Annotated in this window: 18 protein-coding genes; 8 read left to right on the forward strand and 10 right to left on the reverse strand. The window is 73.5% G+C overall.

Going from position 1 to position 18,986, the window contains the following annotated elements; genetic code table 11:
• Positions 1–101: 101 nt before the first annotated feature.
• From ACFP1Z_RS31190 to ctaC, 3 genes are read right to left on the reverse strand one after another with little or no spacing between them, the layout of a single operon-like run.
• Positions 102–500 carry a cytochrome c oxidase subunit 4 gene (locus tag ACFP1Z_RS31190; protein WP_390321087.1) on the reverse strand — a complete coding sequence of 133 codons (399 nt, stop codon included), beginning with the start codon at positions 498–500 and terminating at the stop codon, positions 102–104.
• Positions 497–2,224: an aa3-type cytochrome oxidase subunit I gene (gene ctaD / locus ACFP1Z_RS31195; RefSeq protein WP_390321088.1), complete on the reverse strand. Its 1,728-nt coding sequence runs from the start codon at positions 2,222–2,224 to the stop codon at positions 497–499. The genes ACFP1Z_RS31190 and ctaD overlap by 4 nt, the downstream gene beginning before the upstream one ends.
• Positions 2,221–3,186: an aa3-type cytochrome oxidase subunit II gene (gene ctaC / locus ACFP1Z_RS31200; protein ID WP_390321089.1), complete on the reverse strand. Its 966-nt coding sequence runs from the start codon at positions 3,184–3,186 to the stop codon at positions 2,221–2,223. Before ctaC ends, ctaD begins: the two co-directional genes overlap by 4 nt.
• A gap of 291 nt (positions 3,187–3,477) precedes the next feature.
• On the opposite strand from ctaC, the gene ACFP1Z_RS31205 reads away from it, so the two are divergent.
• Complete coding sequence (locus ACFP1Z_RS31205; RefSeq protein WP_390321090.1) at positions 3,478–4,860, forward strand: cysteine desulfurase/sulfurtransferase TusA family protein; 1,383 nt, start codon at positions 3,478–3,480, stop codon at positions 4,858–4,860.
• 45 nt (positions 4,861–4,905) lie between these two features.
• Here the strand turns inward: ACFP1Z_RS31205 and ACFP1Z_RS31210 are convergent, their stop codons facing one another.
• On the reverse strand, positions 4,906–5,880 hold the full coding sequence (locus ACFP1Z_RS31210; protein WP_390321091.1) for a carbohydrate kinase family protein: 975 nt from the start codon (positions 5,878–5,880) through the stop codon (positions 4,906–4,908).
• Between the two features lie 302 nt (positions 5,881–6,182).
• On the opposite strand from ACFP1Z_RS31210, the gene ACFP1Z_RS31215 reads away from it, so the two are divergent.
• Positions 6,183–7,718, forward strand: coding sequence for a hypothetical protein (locus tag ACFP1Z_RS31215; RefSeq protein WP_390321092.1), 1,536 nt, complete (start codon positions 6,183–6,185; stop codon positions 7,716–7,718).
• A 109-nt stretch (positions 7,719–7,827) separates the two neighbouring features.
• Here ACFP1Z_RS31215 and erpA read toward each other — a convergent pair whose 3' ends face one another.
• On the reverse strand, positions 7,828–8,184 hold the full coding sequence (gene erpA, locus ACFP1Z_RS31220) for an iron-sulfur cluster insertion protein ErpA (RefSeq protein WP_390321093.1): 357 nt from the start codon (positions 8,182–8,184) through the stop codon (positions 7,828–7,830).
• A 289-nt stretch (positions 8,185–8,473) separates the two neighbouring features.
• Between erpA and nadA the strand changes: the two genes are divergently transcribed.
• On the forward strand, positions 8,474–9,652 hold the full coding sequence (gene nadA, locus ACFP1Z_RS31225; protein ID WP_390321094.1) for a quinolinate synthase NadA: 1,179 nt from the start codon (positions 8,474–8,476) through the stop codon (positions 9,650–9,652).
• A gap of 44 nt (positions 9,653–9,696) precedes the next feature.
• Here nadA and ACFP1Z_RS31230 read toward each other — a convergent pair whose 3' ends face one another.
• The 4 genes from ACFP1Z_RS31230 to ACFP1Z_RS31245 all read right to left on the reverse strand — a co-directional run bounded on the left by ACFP1Z_RS31230 (position 9,697) and on the right by ACFP1Z_RS31245 (position 13,265).
• Positions 9,697–10,389 (reverse strand): response regulator, encoded by a 693-nt coding sequence (locus ACFP1Z_RS31230; protein ID WP_390321095.1) that lies wholly within the window; start codon positions 10,387–10,389, stop codon positions 9,697–9,699.
• 298 nt (positions 10,390–10,687) lie between these two features.
• On the reverse strand, positions 10,688–11,980 hold the full coding sequence (locus ACFP1Z_RS31235) for a sensor histidine kinase (protein ID WP_390321096.1): 1,293 nt from the start codon (positions 11,978–11,980) through the stop codon (positions 10,688–10,690).
• A 145-nt stretch (positions 11,981–12,125) separates the two neighbouring features.
• The gene (gene pspAA / locus ACFP1Z_RS31240; RefSeq protein ID WP_390321098.1) at positions 12,126–12,404 is read right to left on the reverse strand and encodes a PspA-associated protein PspAA; all 279 of its coding nucleotides are present in this window, start codon (positions 12,402–12,404) and stop codon (positions 12,126–12,128) included.
• A gap of 42 nt (positions 12,405–12,446) precedes the next feature.
• On the reverse strand, positions 12,447–13,265 hold the full coding sequence (locus tag ACFP1Z_RS31245) for a PspA/IM30 family protein (RefSeq protein WP_390321099.1): 819 nt from the start codon (positions 13,263–13,265) through the stop codon (positions 12,447–12,449).
• Positions 13,266–13,482: 217 nt separating this feature from the next.
• Here ACFP1Z_RS31245 and ACFP1Z_RS31250 point away from each other — a divergent pair, with 217 nt between their 5' ends.
• From ACFP1Z_RS31250 to ACFP1Z_RS31260, 3 genes are all read left to right on the forward strand, one after another.
• Positions 13,483–14,091 carry a DUF3043 domain-containing protein gene (locus ACFP1Z_RS31250; protein WP_390321100.1) on the forward strand — a complete coding sequence of 203 codons (609 nt, stop codon included), beginning with the start codon at positions 13,483–13,485 and terminating at the stop codon, positions 14,089–14,091.
• A gap of 35 nt (positions 14,092–14,126) precedes the next feature.
• On the forward strand, positions 14,127–14,879 hold the full coding sequence (locus ACFP1Z_RS31255) for a class I SAM-dependent methyltransferase (RefSeq protein WP_390321117.1): 753 nt from the start codon (positions 14,127–14,129) through the stop codon (positions 14,877–14,879).
• A 218-nt stretch (positions 14,880–15,097) separates the two neighbouring features.
• The gene (locus ACFP1Z_RS31260; protein WP_390321101.1) at positions 15,098–16,192 is read left to right on the forward strand and encodes a S1C family serine protease; all 1,095 of its coding nucleotides are present in this window, start codon (positions 15,098–15,100) and stop codon (positions 16,190–16,192) included.
• 53 nt (positions 16,193–16,245) lie between these two features.
• Here ACFP1Z_RS31260 and ACFP1Z_RS31265 read toward each other — a convergent pair whose 3' ends face one another.
• Positions 16,246–16,455: a hypothetical protein gene (locus tag ACFP1Z_RS31265; RefSeq protein WP_390321102.1), complete on the reverse strand. Its 210-nt coding sequence runs from the start codon at positions 16,453–16,455 to the stop codon at positions 16,246–16,248.
• 139 nt (positions 16,456–16,594) lie between these two features.
• On the opposite strand from ACFP1Z_RS31265, the gene ACFP1Z_RS31270 reads away from it, so the two are divergent.
• Positions 16,595–17,794, forward strand: a complete 1,200-nt coding sequence (locus ACFP1Z_RS31270) for a bifunctional adenosylcobinamide kinase/adenosylcobinamide-phosphate guanylyltransferase (protein ID WP_390321103.1) — start codon at positions 16,595–16,597, stop codon at positions 17,792–17,794.
• Between the two features lie 118 nt (positions 17,795–17,912).
• Positions 17,913–18,959, forward strand: a complete 1,047-nt coding sequence (gene cobT, locus ACFP1Z_RS31275) for a nicotinate-nucleotide--dimethylbenzimidazole phosphoribosyltransferase (protein ID WP_390321104.1) — start codon at positions 17,913–17,915, stop codon at positions 18,957–18,959.
• Positions 18,960–18,986 lie beyond the last annotated feature (27 nt).

Consider the following 18,986-nt stretch of genomic DNA (forward strand, 5'->3'; position numbering starts at 1 on the left):
GGGGTGACTGCAATCGGGTGTACGCGTCTGCCGGAGGACACGCGCCGGGCCCCGCACACCGTCGTGGTGTGCGGGGCCCGGGAGCGGTCGCGGCGCGGAACCTACTGGTTCTGGTTCTCGCCGCGGTAGAACTCGAACACCCAGCCGAGGAGGCCGACCAGGATGATCGGGGCGGAGAAGTACATGAGCCACCAGCCGAAGCAGATGCTCAGGAACGCGAGCGAGCCACCGAGCGCGAGCGACAGCGGCTGCCAGCTGTGCGGGGCGAAGAAGCCCAGCTCACCGGCGTCGTCCGCGACGTCCGCGTCCTTGTCGTCCCCCGCGCCGACATCCACCCGGCGCGCGGTGAACGCCAGGTAGTAGCCGACCATGACGCACAGTCCGAACGCGAGGAACAGCGCGGTGGTACCGGCCGGCTCCTTCGACCACACGCCATAGACAGCCGCCATGACGAGGACGAAGAGAGACAGCCACAGGAACATCTTGCCCTGGATCTTCACTTGCCGGCCTCCTTGCCACCCGCGAGAGCCTTCTCACCGGCGTGGCTCTCTTCGAGCTCCAGCGCCGCGATCTCCGGGTGGTGCAGGTCGAACGCCGGGGATTCGGAACGGATCCGCGGCAGCGTGAGGAAGTTGTGGCGCGGCGGCGGGCAGGACGTCGCCCACTCCAGCGAACGGCCGTAGCCCCACGGGTCGTCGACCTCCACCTTCTTGCCGTACTTGGCGGTCTTCCAGACGTTGTAGAAGAACGGCAGGATCGACAGGCCCAGCAGGAAGGAGCTGATGGTCGAGATGGTGTTCAGGGTCGTGAAGCCGTCCGCGGCCAGGTAGTCGGCGTAGCGGCGCGGCATGCCCTCGGCACCCAGCCAGTGCTGGACGAGGAAGGTGCCGTGGAAGCCCACGAACAGCGTCCAGAAGGTGATCTTGCCGAGGCGCTCGTCCAGCATCTTGCCCGTGAACTTCGGCCACCAGAAGTGGAATCCGGCGAACATCGCGAACACCACGGTGCCGAAGATGACGTAGTGGAAGTGCGCGACCACGAAGTACGAGTCGGAGACGTGGAAGTCCATCGGGGGCGAGGCCAGGATGACGCCGGTCAGACCACCGAAGGTGAAGGTGATCAGGAAGCCGACGGCCCACAGCATCGGGGTCTCGAAGGACAGCGAGCCCTTCCACATGGTGCCGATCCAGTTGAAGAACTTCACACCGGTCGGGACCGCGATCAGGAAGGTCATGAAGGAGAAGAACGGCAGCAGGACACCGCCTGTGACGTACATGTGGTGCGCCCACACCGTCACCGACAGACCGGCGATCGAGATCGTGGCCGCGATCAGACCCCAGTAGCCGAACATCGGCTTGCGGGAGAAGACCGGGATGACCTCGGAGATGATGCCGAAGAACGGCAGCGCGATGATGTACACCTCGGGGTGGCCGAAGAACCAGAACAGGTGCTGCCACAGCAGCACGCCGCCATTGGCCGCTTCGAAGATCTGCGCCCCGAACTTGCGGTCCGCCTCCAGGGCGAACAGCGCGGCGGCCAGCACCGGGAAGGCCAGCAGGACCAGCACACCGGTCAGCAGCACGTTCCAGGTGAAGATCGGCATGCGGAACATCGTCATGCCCGGCGCGCGCATGCAGATGATGGTGGTGATGAAGTTGACCGAACCGAGGATCGTGCCGAAGCCGGACATGGCCAGACCCATGATCCACAGGTCGGCGCCCACACCCGGCGAGTGCACCGCGCCGGACAGCGGCGAGTAGGCGAACCAGCCGAAGTCCGCGGCGCCCTGCGGGGTGAGGAAGCCGCCCACCGCGATGAGCGAGCCGAAGAGGTACAGCCAGTAGGCGAACATGTTCAGCCGCGGGAACGCCACGTCGGGCGCGCCGATCTGCAGCGGCATGATCCAGTTCGCGAAACCGGCGAACAGCGGCGTCGCGAACATCAGCAGCATGATCGTGCCGTGCATCGTGAACGCCTGGTTGAACTGCTCGTTCGACATGATCTGCGTGCCGGGACGGGCGAGTTCGGCGCGCATGAGGAGCGCCATCAGGCCGCCGATGCAGAAGAACGCGAACGACGTGATCAGGTACAGCGTGCCGATCGTCTTGTGGTCAGTGGTGGTGAGCCACTTGATCACCGTGCTGCCGGGCTGCTTCTGACGTACGGGTGGTGCTGCCGTGGCTGTCGCGGCGGCGGCACCCTGGGGTTCGTTGAGGATGCTCACTTGTTCTTGGTCTCCGCGTTCTTCGCGTGATCCGTCTGCGCGATGCCCGCCGGCTGGTAGCCGGTCTGGCCCTTGTCCGCCAGCTCCTTCAGGTGCGCCCGGTACCGCTCAGGAGAGACGACCTTGACGTTGAAGAGCATCCGGGAGTGGTCCTGACCGCACAGCTCGGCACACTTGCCCAGGAAGGTGCCCTCCTTGTTCGGGGTCACCGTGAAGCTGTTGGTGTGGCCCGGAAGGACGTCCTGCTTCATCAGGAACGGCACCACCCAGAAGGAGTGGGCGACATCCCGCGAGGTGAGGACGAACTCGACCGTCTCACCCTTGGGCAGCCACAGGGTCGGGCCGGGGTTGTTCGTCTGCGGGTTCCGCGTGCCCGGAGTGCCGATCTCGTAGACGCCCTGGGCGGTCTGCGGGGCCTTGCTCAGGAACCGGTCCGGGATCGCGTCGAGCTCCTTGACCTCGCGCAGCGGCCGGCCCGCGGGCTGGCCCTCGACGTTCTCCAGGTAGTTGAACGCCCAGCTCCACTGGAAGCCGACCACGTTGATGACGTGCTGCGGCTTCTCCGGGTTGGTCATGAGCTTGTTCTCATCGCGCGCGGTGAAGTAGAAGAGCACCGACACGATGATGATCGGGACCGCGGTGTACAGCGCCTCGATGGGCATGTTGTACCGGGTCTGAGCGGGGACCTCCACCTTCGTCCGGCTGCGCCGGTGGAAGATGACGCTCCAGATGATCAGGCCCCACACCAGGCAGCCGACCACGAGGGCGGCTGCCCAGGATCCCTGCCACAGGGAGAGGATCCGCGGCGCCTCCTCCGTGACGGGAGTGGGCATTCCGAGGCGGGGGAAGTCCTTGTATGTGCAACCGGAGGCGGTTACCAGGACAGCGCCCGCGGCCAGCGCCTGCAGCAGCTTCCGCCGCACCGGGCGCCGCGACGAGCGGTCGGAGCCGTTGGGACTCACGTAGCGCCTTCCCGAGAGTCTCGCCCGTGCGGCCGGCTGCGGCCGTCTCGCTGGTCGGTCGCCGGCCCGCTGCGGGCAGGGGTTTGGATGTTTATGCGGACCAAACCCTACTGGACGCTATTTGGGGCCGCGCGGGGAGGGTACCCAACGCGCCGCGCCGCACCCCGAAGGGATGGAATCGACGGCTCCGGAGGCCATCTGCCAGGGCGTCAGCCCCGGTGGGGGCCGGTGCGGGCGCCGCCCGCGCCGGGCCGCTCCCGCCCGGCGGCGGGCGGGGGTTAGCGTTCGGGCATGGCCTACTTCGACGCCGCGTCCGCCGCTCCCCCGCACCCCGTCGCGCGCCAGGCGCTGCTGGCCGCCCTGGACGAGGGCTGGGCCGACCCGGCCCGGCTGTACCGGGAGGGCCGGCGGGCCCGGCTGCTGCTCGACGCCGCGCGGGAGACCGCCGCCGAGGCGGTGGGCTGCCGGCCCGACGAGCTCGTCTTCACCCCCTCGGGGACGCGCGCGCTGCACGACGGCATCGCCGGGGCCCTCGCCGGGCGCCGGCGCGTCGGCCGCCATCTGCTGGTCTCGGCCGTCGAGCACTCGGCGGTGCTGCAGTCGGCCGCCGCGCTCCGGGCGGCGGGCGGCAGCGTCACCGAGATCCCCGTGGACCGTACGGGCCGGGTGGCGCCCGGCGCGTACGCGGAAGCGCTGCGCGCGGACACCGCGCTGGCGGTGCTGCAGTCCGCCAACCACGAGGTGGGCACCGAGCAGCCGGTGGCCGAGGCCGCCGAGGAGTGCCGGGCGGCGGGGGTGCCGCTGCTCGTCGACGCCGCGCAGTCGCTGGGCTGGGGGCCCGTCCCGGCCGGCTGGTCGCTGCTGGCGGCGAGCGCGCACAAGTGGGGCGGGCCGGCGGGCGTGGGACTGCTGGCCGTGCGCAAGGGGGTGCGCTTCGCCCACGCGGGTCCGGCGGACGAGCGGGAGGGGGGCCGGGCGCCCGGCTTCCCGGACCTGCCGGCGATCGTGGCGGCCGCCGCCTCGCTGCGGGCGGTCCGGCAGGAGGCCGCCGCCGAGGCGGAGCGGCTGCGGGGTCTGGTGGAGCGGATCCGCCGGCGGGTGCCCGCGCTCGTCCCGGACGTGGAGGTGGTGGGCGATCCGGTGCGGCGGCTGCCGCACCTGGTGACCTTCTCCTGTCTGTACGTCGACGGGGAGGCGCTGCTGCACGGCCTGGACCGGGCCGGTTTCTCGGTGTCCTCCGGCTCCTCGTGCACCTCCGGCACGCTGACGCCCAGCCATGTGCTGCGCGCGATGGGGGTGTTGTCGGAGGGCAATGTGCGGGTGTCCCTGCCGGTGGGCACGGACGCGGCGGACGTCGACCGCTTCCTCGACGTGCTGCCCGGGGTGGTGGCCTCGGTCCGGGAGCAGCTGGGCGCCCCGGCCGCCCCCGCTACGGCCCCGGCCGCCGCGGGCGGGCTGGTCGTCGACGCGCTGGGCAAGCGCTGCCCGGTCCCGGTGATCGAGCTGGCGAAGGTCATCGGGGACGTGCCGGTGGGCGGCGTGGTGACCGTCCTCTCCGACGACGAGGCGGCCTGCCTGGACATCCCGGCCTGGTGCCATATGCGCGGCCACGACTACGAGGGCGGGAGCCCGGCGGAGCGGGGGACGGCGTACCGGGTGCGGCGGGTGGTGTGAGCGGTGCCGGGCCCCGAAGGGCCCGGCACCGGTACCGCCTTACGGCTACGCCAGGTGGGCGCGGACCTCGCCCGCCGCTTCCTCGCCGTACGCCTTGGTGAAGCGCTCCATGAAGTGGGCGCGGCGCAGCTCGTACTCCTGGGTGCCCAGGGTCTCGATGACGAGGGTGGCGAGCATGCAGCCGAGCTGGGCGGCGCGCTCCAGGGACAGCTGCCAGGTCAGGCCGGCGAGGAAGCCGGCGCGGAAGGCGTCGCCGACGCCGGTCGGGTCGACCTTGGACTCCTCCTGGGCGCAGCCCACCTCGATGGCCGGCTCGCCGGCGCGCTCGATGCGCACGCCGTTGGCGCCGAGCGTGGTGACGCGGGTGCCGACCCGGCCCAGGATCTCCTCGGCCGTCCAGCCGGTCTTGGTCTCGATGAGGGCCTTCTCGTACTCGTTGGTGAACAGGTACGTGGCCCCGTCGACGAGCAGGCGGATGTCCTCGCCGTCCATGCGCGCGAGCTGCTGGGAGGGGTCGGCGGCGAAGGAGATGCCCCGGGTGCGGCACTCCTGGGTGTGGCGCAGCATCGCCTCGGGGTCGTCGGCGCCGATGAGGACGAGGTCGAGACCGCCCACGCGCTCGGCGACCGGCTGCAGTTCGATCTGGCGGGCCTCGCTCATCGCGCCGGTGTAGAAGGAGGCGATCTGGTTGTGGTCCTGGTCGGTGGTGCACACGAAGCGCGCGGTGTGCAGGACCTCGGAGATGCGCACCGAGTCGGTGTCGACGCCGTGCCGGTCGAGCCAGGCGCGGTACTCGCCGAAGTCGGCGCCGGCGGCGCCCACGAGGACCGGGCGCAGTCCGAGCAGGCCCATGCCGAAGCAGATGTTGGGGGCGACGCCACCGCGGCGGACGTCGAGTTCGTCGACGAGGAAGGAGAGCGAGACGGTGTGCAGCTGGTCCGCCACGAGCTGATCGGCGAAGCGGCCGGGGAAGGTCATCAGGTGGTCGGTGGCGATGGAGCCGGTGACAGCGATACGCACGGCGGGTTCTGCTCCTGCGGGCTCGGCAGTAGGACAGGACAACAAACAACGAGCCACACCACGCTACCCGGGTTCGTTTATCGGACCCAGGCAAGGATCCAGCCACTAGGGAGCAGAAATTACCGGATAGCGTCCCTTTCTCCGTGAGCTCCCCCGTGCTCGCGGTGCGCTCTTGCCGGAGTCTGTGAAGGACGTCACTCTCCTCGCGGGTGGAACCACCCGCTCCTTCGCTCCGTCCAATCGCCGTCACCCTCTCGGTGGAGAGGGCGTACCGACATTGAGCGGAGCGAAGGAGCGATGCGGTGAGCAGCGAGGGCGGCACCCCTGACAGCACTCCGGAGCGCACACGGCGCGGACATACGCGGCTCGCGGTGGTCTCGGTGGCGGCGGTGCTGCTGGCCGGGGGCGGTGGCGCGTACTGGGCCGCCACGGCGGGCGGCGGCGACGGCGCACCGGCGGGCGCGCACGGGGGCGGCTCCCCGTCCCCGTCCGCCTCTCCCCCGCCGCTCGCGCTGGACGGTTACGGGCGCGGCGGCCCGTCGCAGGGCATCGCGGTCGGCGAGCCGGATCCGCACGGCAGCCATTACCGGGCGGCGGGGAAGCTGCCGCAGGGCCCGCGCTCGGCGCCGGTGTACCTGCCGAAAGACGAGGTGGGCCGGGACGAAGTGGCCTTACTGGCCAAGGCACTTGACGTGCAGGGAACGCCCCGGCTCGACGGGGACACCTGGCGGGTGGGGGGCGCGCCGGGGGCGGGAGAGCCCGTGCTCCAGGTGGCCCGGAAGGGGCCGGGCCTGTGGTCGTACACCCGTTACGGCGGCCCGGAAAGCGGCTGTGTGCGCCCGCCGGGCACCGGCCCGCAGCGCGGAAAGGCGGACGCCCCCGTTCCGTCGGACGGCCCGCCCGGTCTCAACTGCCCGCTGCACCCGGCCGATCCGGCGGCGGCGCAGCCCGTGTCCGAGGAGCGGGCGAAGGCGGTCGCGGCACCGGTGTTCACGGCGCTGGGCCTCGACGGGGCGCAGGTGGACGCGGGGAAGCTGTACGGGGCGGTGCGCGTGGTCACGGCCGACCCGGTCCACGGCGGGCTGCCGAGCCACGGCTGGCAGACCTCGCTGCGCGTGGGCGCGGACGGGCAACTGGTGGGCGGCAGCGGGCGGTTGCAGGCCCCGGCCAAGGGGGCCGAGTACCCGCTGATCAGCGCGGACGAGGCACTGAAGCAGCTGAACGGCTCCCCGGGGGGCGGTATGGCGAGCCCGGGCGGGGGCTGCGCGTCGGCCGTCCCGTACGGGGAGGGCGAGGGGCTCCCGGCGGACGGCGGGGCGAAGCCGTGCCCGCTCGTGCCCTCGCCGTCGGACGGGCCGGTCACGGTGCGCGGGGCGTCCTTCGCGCTGGCGCAGAACTGGGTGCGCGGACGGCCCGCGCTGGTGCCGTCGTGGCTGTTCACGGCCGAGGTGCCGGGTACGGACCGTACGGTGACGCTCGTCCGGCCGGCGGTGGACCCGAAGTTCCTCGTAGGCCCGTCACAACCGGGGCGTTCCCCGGCTCCGACGGACACGGCGCACCCGGTGCCGACGGGTGTGGAGTCGTACAGCAGGGCCGAGGGCGGCCAGAAGCTCCTGCTGCGCTTCTGGGGCGGGATGTGCACCTCGTACGCGGCCTCGGCCGAGCAGTCGGCGGGCGCGGTGACGGTGAAGATCCTCGGCACGGCGCGGCAGCCGGAGCGGCCGTGCGTGATGATGGCGCGGCAGTACGAGCTGCCGGTGCGGCTGGACCAGCCGCTGGACGGCCGCCGGGTCCTCGACGCCGTCGACGGCAGGACGGTGCCGGAGAGCCGGGCGTGAGCGCGGGCGCGGGAGGCGCGCGAAGGCGGTGACCCCGGTCGTGCGGGGGTCACCGCCTTCGCCGTGCGGAGCGCTGCGAGCGCTGCCCTTCAGCCGCTCTTCGGCTGCATCAGCTGAAGGAGTCGCCGCAGGCGCAGGAGCCGGTGGCGTTGGGGTTGTCGATCGTGAAGCCCTGCTTCTCGATGGTGTCGACGAAGTCGATGGAGGCGCCGTTCAGGTACGGGGCGCTCATCCGGTCGGTGACGACCTTGACGCCGTCGAACTCCTTGACCACGTCGCCGTCGAGCGAGCGCTCGTCGAAAAAGAGCTGGTAGCGCAGGCCGGAGCAGCCACCGGGCTGGACGGCGACCCGCAGCGAGAGGTCTTCGCGGCCCTCCTGCTCCAGCAGGCTCTTGACCTTCGCGGCCGCGGCGTCGGACAGGAGGATGCCGTCGCTCACCGTGGTCTTCTCGTCCTGAACGGACATCTGCTTCACTCCCGGGTCTGGTGCGGACTGCTTGCCGTCGGCTGCAACCGCCGGCCGCCCCGATTCATTCCGGGACGGGCACAGAGGACTTGCTCGGCCTTGCTTGGTCTTGCTTGGTCTTGCGTCTTTCATGCTCGCACACCGGCCGCCGCCCCGGGAATGCGTCACATTGACACGATCATCATCGTCAAACTGACGCGAAGCCGCTATGATAAATAGCGTCAAACTGACGACAAGGCCGGGCCGGCGGAATCGGTCCGGCCCTCTGCAGAGAGAAAGGGTGCGTGACGTGACCACCGCCCAGCCCCTGGATGTCCAGCCCTCGCCGCTCGCGCTCCTGCTGCTCGGCCGCGAGGCCGACCCGCGCAGCGAGCGGGGTGTCGAGTGCCCCGGCGAACTGCCGGCGCCGTCCGACCCGGACCTGGTGGCACGCGCCCGCGCGGCCAAGGAGCGGCTCGGGGACAAGGTCTTCGTGCTCGGCCACCACTACCAGCGCGACGAGGTCATCGCCTTCGCGGACGTCACCGGGGACTCCTTCAAGCTGGCCCGCGACGCGGCCGCCCGGCCCGACGCCGAGTACATCGTCTTCTGCGGTGTGCACTTCATGGCCGAGTCGGCGGACATCCTCACCTCGGACAGCCAGCAGGTCGTCCTGCCGGACCTGGCCGCCGGCTGCTCGATGGCCGACATGGCCACCGCCGAGCAGGTCGCCGAGTGCTGGGACGTGCTCACCGAGGCGGGCGTCGCCGAGGTCACCGTGCCCGTCTCCTACATGAACTCCTCCGCCGACATCAAGGCGTTCACGGGCAAGCACGGCGGGACGATCTGCACCTCCTCCAATGCCGAGCGGGCGCTGACGTGGGCCTTCGAGCAGGGCCAGAAGGTTCTGTTCCTGCCGGACCAGCACCTGGGGCGCAACACGGCCGTACGGGACCTGGGCATGTTCCTCGACGACTGCGTCGTCTACAACCCGCACAAGCCGGGCGGCGGGCTGACCGCCGAGGAACTGCGGGCCGCGAAGATGATCCTTTGGCGCGGGCACTGCTCGGTGCACGGGCGCTTCTCGCTCGACTCCGTCAAGGACGTGCGCGAGCGCATACCGGGGGTGAACGTGCTCGTGCACCCCGAGTGCCGGCACGAGGTCGTGGCGGCGGCGGACCACGTCGGTTCCACCGAGCACATCATCAAGACCCTGGAGGCCGCCCCGGCCGGCTCCAAGTGGGCCATCGGTACGGAGCTCAACCTCGTACGGCGGCTGGCGAACCGTTTCGCCGGGGAGGGGAAGGAGATCGTCTTCCTCGACCGGACGGTGTGCTTCTGCTCGACGATGAACCGGATCGACCTGCCGCACCTGGTGTGGGCGCTGGAGTCGCTGGCCGAGGGCACGGTCGTCAACCGCATCGAGGTGGACCCGGAGGTCGCGGCGTTCTCGAAGCTGGCGCTGGAGCGGATGCTGGCGCTGCCGTAGGCGCGCGGCGCGGGGCTCCCCGGGCGGAGCCCCGCCCTCCCCGCTCAGCCCCGGGGCCGTACCAGCCCCGACTCGTAGGCGATCACGACCAGTTGGGCCCGGTCCCGCGCCCCCAGTTTCGCCATGGCCCGGTTGACATGGGTCTTGACGGTGAGCGGGCTCACCGACAGCCGCCCGCCGATCTCGTCGTTGGACAGACCGCCCGCCACGTGCACGAGCACCTCCCGCTCGCGGCCGGTCAGCGTCGCGAGCCGCGGCTCGCACTGTTCGGGGACGGCGGGTCCGGGCCCGCCCTGGGCGAGGAAGGTCGCGATCAGCCCCTTCGTCGCGGCGGGCGACAGCAGCGCCTCCCCCGCCCGCGCGATCCGGATCGCCGCGAGCAGCTCCCCCGGCTCGGCCCCCTTGCCGAGGAACCCGGAGGCGCCCGCGCGCAGCGACTGCACCACGTACTCGTCGACCTCGAAGGTCGTGAGCATCACCACGCGCACGTCGCCGAGCGCGGGGTCCGAGCAGATGGCGCGGGTGGCGGCCAGACCGTCCGTACCGGGCATGCGGATGTCCATCAGGACGACGTCGGGCACATGCTTGCGGGCGAGTCCGACCGCCTCGGCACCGTCGGCGGCCTCGCCCACCACGGTCATGTCCGGCTCCGACTCCACCAGGACCCGGAACGCGCTGCGCAGCAGGGCCTGGTCGTCGGCGAGGAGCACACGGATCACGTCGGTCGGTTCGGCCATGGGGAAAGAGTACGGACGGGCCGGGGGCGCGGGGACGCGGCGGCGCGACGGTCCGGGAGCCGTACTGCCGGGGGCAGTTCACGGCCCGCGCGCCCCGGAACCGCGCCGGGTGGTGCGCGCGCCACGAGCCGCCGTACGCCGGGGCCGCGGCCCACGCCCCGCGAACACCCCGCGCACCACGGCCCGTTCACGCGCCCTACCCGGTCAGCGGACCCGGAGCACGCACCGCCAGCCGCCCTACGCCCCGGCCGCCGGCCCACGCCCCGCGCACCACGGCCCGTTCGCGCGCCCCGCGCGGTCAGCGGGTCCGGAGCAGCCCTTGCCCGGGGCCGTCCGCGCGGCCAGCGTCCCGCGTTCGTGGCAGCGGCAGTGTGGCGCGGACCTGGAAGCCCGGGATGCCGTCGGCGCGCGGGCCCGCCGTGCAGTTGCCGCCGAGGGCCGCGACGCGCTCGCGCATCCCGGTCAGCCCGTGCCCGCCGGGGCCGCCGGGAGCGGGCGGCGGGCCGGCGCCGTCGTCGCGGACGGTCAGCAGCAGCGAGTCGGGGCCGCGCAGCAGGGAGACCTCCGCGCGGGCGCCCGGTCCGGCGTGCTTGCGCGCGTTGGTCAGCGCCTCCTGCACCAGCCGGTACGCGGTCAGGTCGACGGCCGCGGGCAACTGCCCCAGCGCGGCGGCGACTTCGGCGTCCTCGGTGGCGACGCCGGGGGTGCCGGGACCCGCGGCCGCGACCGCGACGGGCAGTCCGGCCCGGCGCACGCCCGCGAGCAGCCGGCCGAGGTCGCCGAGGCCGGGGGCCGGTTCGGTGGGCGCCTCCGGCTCGCCGTGCTGGCGCAGCAGCCCGACGGTGGCCCGCAGCTCCTCCAGGGCGGAGCGGCCGGCCTCGCGGACGTGCGCGAGGGCCTCCTTGGCCTGCTCGGGCCGGCTGTCCATGACGTGCGAGGCGACGCCCGCCTGGACGTTGACGAGCGCGATGTGGTGGGCGACCACGTCGTGCAGCTCGCGGGCGATGCGCAGCCGCTCCTCCGCGACGCGGCGGCGGGCCTCCTCCTCACGGGTGCGTTCGGCCCGTACGGCCCGCTCCTCGATCGCGGCGACGACGGCGCGCCGGCTGCGTACGGCGTCACCGGCGGCCGCGGCCATGCCGGTCCACGCGAACAGGCCGAGGTTCCCCTGCGCGTACCAGGGCGGCGGGCCGAAGGCCATGGCGGCGGCGGTGAGCCCCCCGACGGTGACGGCGGCGATGCGCCAGGCGGCGGGCCGCCCGGTGCGGGAGGTCACGGTGTACAGGGCGACGGTGACGGCGAGGACGAGCTGGGTGCGCGGGGGGCCGTCGCCGCCGGTGGCGAGGTCGGTGAGGGTCAGCGCGGAGGTGACGGCGAGCACCGTGCGCGGGTACGGGCCGCGCAGCGTCAGGGCCGCGCAGCCGGCGACGGCGAGCAGCACGAGTCCGGCACCGGGTGCCCGCTGCCCGTCGCGCGGCCCGAGGAAGGAGCCGACCAGAACGGCCGCGAGGACCGTGAGGGCGAGCAGGGCGTCGGCCGCGGCCGGGTGCGCGCGCAGCCAGCGGCACGGGCGGGCGAGGGGGGTCGTCATGGAGGTCCCGTCGGGGCGGCAGGCGCCGACGGCGGCCCGGGCGCGGACGCACGAGCCCCGCCCCGCGCGAGGCGGAGCGGGGTGCCGCGTGTGCTGGAGTACGGCACCGGCCGGGGCGCGGGGGCCGTCCGTCGCGGCGCCGGGGTCAGCCGGGGATGAGCCCTTCGTCGCTGAGCATGTCCCGGACCTCGTCCAAGGAGGCGTCCGGGGACGGCAGGATCAGCTCGGACGGCTCCAGGGCGTCGTCCGGGAGCGGCTCGCCGAGACGGCGCACCGCGTCGAGGAGGGCGCCGAGCGTACGGCGGAAGCCCGGCTCGTCGCCGCTCTCCATCTCCTCCAGCAGCTCGTCGTCCAGCTTGTTGAGCTCGGTGAAGTGGCTGTCCGCCAGCTTCACCTGGCCCTCCCCCATGATCCGTACGATCACGACGGTCTCCCTCGCTCCGGCGCCGGTCGGCGCTGCTTGGCGCTACTTGTCGAGGCGCGGCTGCTGTTGCTGCGGCTGCTGCTGCGGCTGTGCGGCGTGGTTCTGCGCGGCGTTCTGGCCGGCACCGCCGCCCTCGATGGCCTGCTTGGGGGCGCTGCCGCCCGACAGCTCGGCCTTCATGCGCTGCAGTTCCAGCTCGACGTCGTTGCCGCCGGAGAGCCGCTCCAGCTCGGCGGTGATGTCGTCCTTGGCCATGCCGGTGGGGTCGTCGAGCGCGCCCGAGGCGAGCAGCTCGTCGATGGCACCGGCCCGCGCCTGCATCTGCGCGGTCTTGTCCTCGGCCCGCTGGATGGCCAGGCCGACGTCGCCCATCTCCTCGGAGATGCCGGAGAACGCCTCGCCGATGCGGGTCTGCGCCTGCGCGGCGGTGTAGGTGGCCTTGATGGTCTCCTTCTTGGTGCGGAAGGCGTCGACCTTGGCCTGCAGGCGCTGCGCGGCCAGGGTCAGCTTCTCCTCCTCGCCCTGGAGGGTCTGGTGCTGTGTCTCCAGGTCGCTGACCTGCTGCTGCAGCGCGGCACGGCGCGTGAGCGCCTCGCGGGCGAGGTCCTCGCGGCCGAGGGAGAGCGCCTTGCGGCCCTGGTCCTCCAGCTTCGACGACTGGCCCTGCAGCTGGTTGAGCTGGAGCTCCAGACGCTTGCGTGACGTGGCGACGTCGGCGACGCCACGGCGTACCTTCTGCAGCAGTTCGAGCTGCTTCTGGTACGAGTAGTCGAGGGTCTCGCGCGGATCCTCGGCCCGGTCCAGGGCCTTGTTGGCCTTCGCGCGGAAAATCATTCCCATACGCTTCATGACACCGCTCATGGGCCTCCGGCGCCCCCTTCTGACGGACTCGGTACTCCAGCACAACTATCAGACCCCACACTACGGGCCCTGCTTCCATTGACGCACTGTCCGGGCTCCGATGCGCTCCTCCTCCAGGACGATCACAAGGTCACGGTCATCCGGCGCAAGGACTAGGAGACGGTCCGGGGAGCGGGGGCCTGCTGCCCGGAGCCCGCACCCCGTACCCTTGGGTTTCGTGTTCCGAAGCCGTTCCACTTCCAAGGATGAGCAGGCCGCCGCCGCGAAGGCGTCCGCGGCCCAGCCCAAGCAGCCCCGCGACCCGCAGGCCCCCAAGGGCCGCCCGACGCCCAAGCGCAGCGAGGCCACGTCCCAGCGCCGCAGCCTGGCGTCCACCCCGACGAACCGCAAGGACGCCGCCAAGCGCAGCCGGGAGGCCCGCCGCGCGGACCTCGCCCGGCAGCGCGAGGCGCTCGCCAACGGCGACGAGCGGTTCCTGCCGCTGCGCGACAAGGGGCCGGTCCGCCGCTTCGCGCGCGACTTCGTCGACGCGCGCTATTCGGTGGCGGAGTTCTTCCTGCCGCTGGCCGTCCTCATCCTGATCCTCAGCATGATCAACCGCGGCACGTTCCAGACCTTCGTGCTGCTGCTGTGGATGATCGTGATCGCCCTGATCGTCATCAACTCCGTGATCACGGCCGTCACCCTGCGCCGGGCGCTGAAGAAGCGCTTCCCCGACGAGAACCTGCGCGGCGCCGTGCCGTACGCGCTCATGCGCACGCTCCAGATGCGCCGGCTGCGGCTGCCCAAGCCCCAGGTCAAGCGGGGGGAGAAGCCCAGAGCGTGAGCGTCGCCGGCTTCGCCCCCGGTGCGGCGTCCTGGCTGCGCGGGCTCGGGGGCTTACGGAACACCGTCCGCCAGGAACTCGTCGCCCGGCAGCTCGACGAGCAGCTGGCCGCCCGCTTCCCGGTGGGCCGGCGGCTGCGGGTCCTCGACGTCGGCCCGGGGCAGGGTACGCAGACGCTGCGGCTGGCCCGTGCCGGCCACGAGGTGACGGGCCTGGAGCCGGATCCGCGCATGGCGGCCGCCCTCCGCGAGGCACTGGCCGCCGAGGCGCCCGGGGTCCAAGAGCGGGTGCGGATCGTGCGGGGCGACGGCCGGGACACCGGGGCGCACTTCCTGCCGGGCTCCTTCGACGTGGTGCTGTGCCACGGCGTGCTGATGTACGTGCCGGAGCCGGACCCGATGCTCGCGGGGCTGGCCCGGGTGCTCGCGCCGGGCGGACTGCTGTCGCTGCTCGTCCGCAACGCCGACGCGCTGGCCCTGCGGCCGGGGCTGAGCGGCGACTGGGACACGGCGCTGGCCGCCTTCGACTCCCCGTCCTACGTCAACCGCCTCGGTCTGACGGTGCGTGCGGACCGGCGGGAGACGCTGGCCGCGACCCTCGCCGGGATCGGGACGCCGCTGCGCGCGTGGTACGGCGTCCGGGTCTTCACGGACCTGTCCCCCGACGGCGCCCTCCCGCCGGACGACGCCGCCCTGGCCCGCCTGCTGACCGCCGAGGAACGCGCGGGCCGCACGGACCCGTACCGGGCGGTGGCGGCGCTGCTGCATCTGTGCGGGGTGCGGGGGTAGGCACGGCGGGCGGCCCGCCGGGGCCGTACGTCCGTGCGCTCCCCTGGGCGGGCGGGCGGGAGCGCCGCCGCGCACCGCGCGCCCGGCCTCCGGCGCGTACGCCCCCGCGCCGCCGGCCCCCGTTCCGGCGCCGTGGCCGCCCGTACCCCCTCCGGACAGCCATCCGTATGGCCATCACGGCCGGGACAGCGGCCCCGCGCGGCGGAATACTCGCAGTCATGGCTGTCTCACGCGCTTCCCGCCGCCTCCGGCGGCTTCCGCTCGCCGCGGCCGCCGTGCTGTGCGCGGCGGCGCTCGCCGCCACCGGATGCTCCAACGCCCCTTCGAAACAAGGCGGTTCGGCCGCCCCCAGCACCTCGGCGGCCGCCGCGCCGGCCGCGCCGGGCGCTGCCGGTGACCTCCAGGCCGCCTACGAGAAGGTGGTCAAGGACGTGCTCCCGTCCGTCGTGCAGATCACGACCGGGCAGGGGCTGGGCTCGGGCGTCGTCTACGACGACAAGGGCCACATCGTCACCAACGCGCACGTCGTCGGCGACGCGACGTCCTTCAAGGTCACCCTCGCCACGGGCGGCGGGCCGGTCGGTGCCCGGCTCGTCGCCGGCTACCCGGAGCAGGACCTGGCCGTGGTCGTGCTCGACGAGGTGCCCAAGAACCTCAAACCGGCCGTCCTCGGCGACTCCGCCAAGGTCGAGGTCGGCCAGATCGTGCTGGCCATGGGCAATCCGCTCGGCCTGTCCTCCAGCGTCACCCAGGGCATCGTCTCGGCCGTCGGACGGACGGTCAGCGAGGGCCGGGGCGGAGGGGGTACGGGCGCGACGATCGCCAACATGGTGCAGACCTCCGCGGCGATCAACCCGGGCAACAGCGGCGGCGCCCTGGTCAACCTCGCCGGGCAGGTCATCGGCATCCCGACGCTCGCCGCGACCGACCCGGAGCTGGGCAACGGCGCGGCACCCGGCATCGGTTTCGCGATCCCCGCCGCGACGGTGCGCACCATCGCCGACCAGATCATCAAGAGCGGCCGGGTCACCGAGTCGGGCCGGGCGGCGCTCGGCGTCACCGGGCGCACCATCGTCGGACCGGACTACCGGCCGGCCGGGGTCGCGGTCGTCTCCGTCACCCAGGGCGGCGGCGCCGAGAAGGCCGGGCTGCGGGCCGGCGACGTCATCACCCAGGTCAACAGCAGCCCGATCACGACGATGCAGTCGCTGCTGGAGGCGCTCGCCCCGCTCAAGCCGGGCGACACGGCCCAGGTGACGTACGAGCGCGACGGCGCGAGCCGGACAGTGCCGGTGACCCTGGGCCAGCTCTGAAGCGGGACGCCGGCCCGCCGCCGGGTCCGGGACGGACGGCGGGCCGGGGCGGGTCAGCTCTCGGCGGCCGCGCGCAGGCTCATCGCGTAGACCTCCGTGCCGTCCTCGAAGAGCGTGACCTGCTCGGTGCCGCCCTCCAGCAGCTGCCGCCAGTACTCGCCGATCCAGGACTCGGCGTCGCCCTGGGTGGTGAAGTCCTCCGGCTCCACCGCCGGGTCCGTCTCCGTCCCGTCCGCCGTCTCGAACCGCCACGTCCACGCCATGTCCGCCTCCTGGGGCCCTGGATCACTGGTTCACGCACTTGCCGGTCACGTTCTCGCGAGCGCAGCCTAACCGGCCCCGGGCGGCGTGAAAGGGTGAGCCCCGCGCGCTGCGGGCCCCCGGACGCGAGACGATCAGTGCGTGGATGTGACTCTGCTCGGCACCGGAGCCCCCCAGGGGCTGCCCCGCCCCGACTGCCCCTGCGCGTCCTGCGCCACCGCCGTGGGCGAGGAGGCGCGGGCCGCGACCGCGCTGCTCGTCGACGGCGTGCTGCTGCTGGACCTGACCCCGGGCCCGGCCTTCGCGGCCGCCCGCGCGGGGCGGTCGATCGCGGGGGTGCGCCAGGTGCTGCTCTCGCACCCGCAGAACGGTCCGGCCGTCGAGCTGCCGCCGGGGCTGCCCGCGCCGGGCCGGGTGCCCGACGGCCGCGAACTGGCGCTGATCAGCGGGCACCGGGTGCGGGCGGTGCCGCTGGACGCGCCGGGCACCGGGTACGCGGTGACCTCGCCGGACGGCGAACGGCTGCTGTACCTGCCGCCGGGCACGGCCCCGGCCGGGCTGCGCGAGGCCGCCGCCCCGTACGGGATGGTGCTGCTCGACGTGCTCGGGCGGCCGGACGGGCTGGCCCGGCTGCGGGCGGCGGGCGCGGTCACCGCGACCACCGACGTGCTCGCCGTCCACCTCGGCCACGAGGTGCCCCCGGGCCGCGAGCTGCACCGGCGGCTCGCGGCGGCGGGCGCGCGGGCGGTGCCCGACGGCACGACGCTGATCGTCGGCGACTACCACGCGGTGCCGGACCTGCCGCGCCGCACCCTGGTGCTCGGCGGCGCCCGCTCGGGCAAGTCGGTGGAGGCCGAGCGGCGTCTGGAGGCGTTCCCGGACGTGCTGTACGCGGCGACGAGCGGGACCCGCGAGGGGGATCCGGAGTGGGCGGAGCGCGTCGCGCTGCACCGCGAGCGGCGGCCCGCCTCCTGGCGCACCGTCGAGACCCAGGACCTGGTGCCGCTGCTCGCGGCGGACGGCCCCCCGCTGCTGATCGACTGTCTGGCGCTGTGGCTGACGCACGCCATGGACGCGGTGGGGGCCTGGGACGAGGAGAAGTGGGCGGCCGGCGGCGCGCGGGCGCTGGCGGAGCGGGTCGCGGAACTGGTGGCGGCGGTACGGGCCACCCGGCGGACGGTCGTGGCGGTCTCCAACGAGGTCGGCGCGGGCGTGGTGCCGGCCACGGCCGCGGGCCGCCGCTTCCGCGACGAACTGGGGAAGCTGAACGCGGCGTTGGGCGCGGAGTGCGAGCAGGTGCTGCTCGTGGTGGCCGGGCAGGCGCTGCTGCTGCGGGGCTGAGGGGCAGGCCGGGGCGGCGCGCGGCCGGGGGCTCCGGCCGTACGGGCCGGGCCGCTCCGCCCGCGTCCCCGCACCGCGCACGGGGATACCGTCATCCCCCACGGGTAATCTTTCGCGGATGAGCGGTCTGAATCTCGATGACTTCGCCACGCTGATCGAGCGTCCCGACCCCGCGGTGCGCAGGGACGCCGAGGCGCGGCGCGCGCGCCAGGGCCCGCCGCCCGGCGCGCTGGGGCGGCTGGACGAGCTGGCCGAGTGGCTCGCCGCCGCGCAGGGGTCCGCGAGCGTACGGCCCGTGGAGCGGGTGACGGCGCTGGTGTTCGCCGGGGACCACAAGGTCGCCGAACTGGGCGTCTCGGCCGGGCCGCAGGGCGGGGCCGTGGAGCTGGTGAAGGCGGCGCTGGCCGGGGAGAGCGCGGCGGCGGTGCTGGCCCGGCGGGCCGGGGTGCGGCTGCGCGTGGTCGACATGGCCGTGGACTGCGATCCGGCGGAACTGCCCGAGGAGGTCACCCGGTACCGGGTGCGCCGGGGTTCGGGCCGTATCGACATCGAGGACGCGCTGACGGCCGAGGAGGCGGAGACCGCGTTCCGTACCGGGACGGCGCTCGCCGACGAGGAGGCCGACGCCGGCACCGACCTGGTGGTGCTGGGCGATCTGAGCGTGGGCGGGACCACCGCCGCCGGCACCCTGATCGGCGCGCTGTGCGGGACGGACGCCTCGGTGGTCACCGGCCGGGGCGGGGCGGGCATCGACGACCTGGCGTGGATGAGCAAGTGCGCCGCGATCCGTGACGCGCTGCGCCGGGCCCGTCCCGTGCTCGGGGACCAGCTGGCGCTGCTCGCGGCGAGCGGCGGCGCGGACCTGGCCGCGGCCACGGGTTTCCTGCTGCAGAGCGCGGTGCGGCGGACCCCGGTGATCCTCGACGGCGTGGTCTCGGCGGCCTGCGGGCTGGTCGCGCAGCGGGTCGCGTTCCGGGCGCCGGACTGGTGGCTGGCGGGGCACGCGAGCGGCGACCCGGCCCAGGCGAAAGCACTTGACCGGATGGCACTCAACCCTTTGCTCGATCATGGCGTCACAGTGGGCGAGGGGACAGGGGCGCTGCTCGCCCTGCCAATGGTGCAGGCGGCCGCGGCCCTGGCGGCGGAACTTCCCGAGCGCGCCTGACCAGCGCCGCTCCCCCGGCCTGTCACA

Source organism: Streptomyces gamaensis (assembly GCF_042656465.1).
GTDB classification, from domain to species: domain Bacteria; phylum Actinomycetota; class Actinomycetes; order Streptomycetales; family Streptomycetaceae; genus Streptomyces; species Streptomyces gamaensis.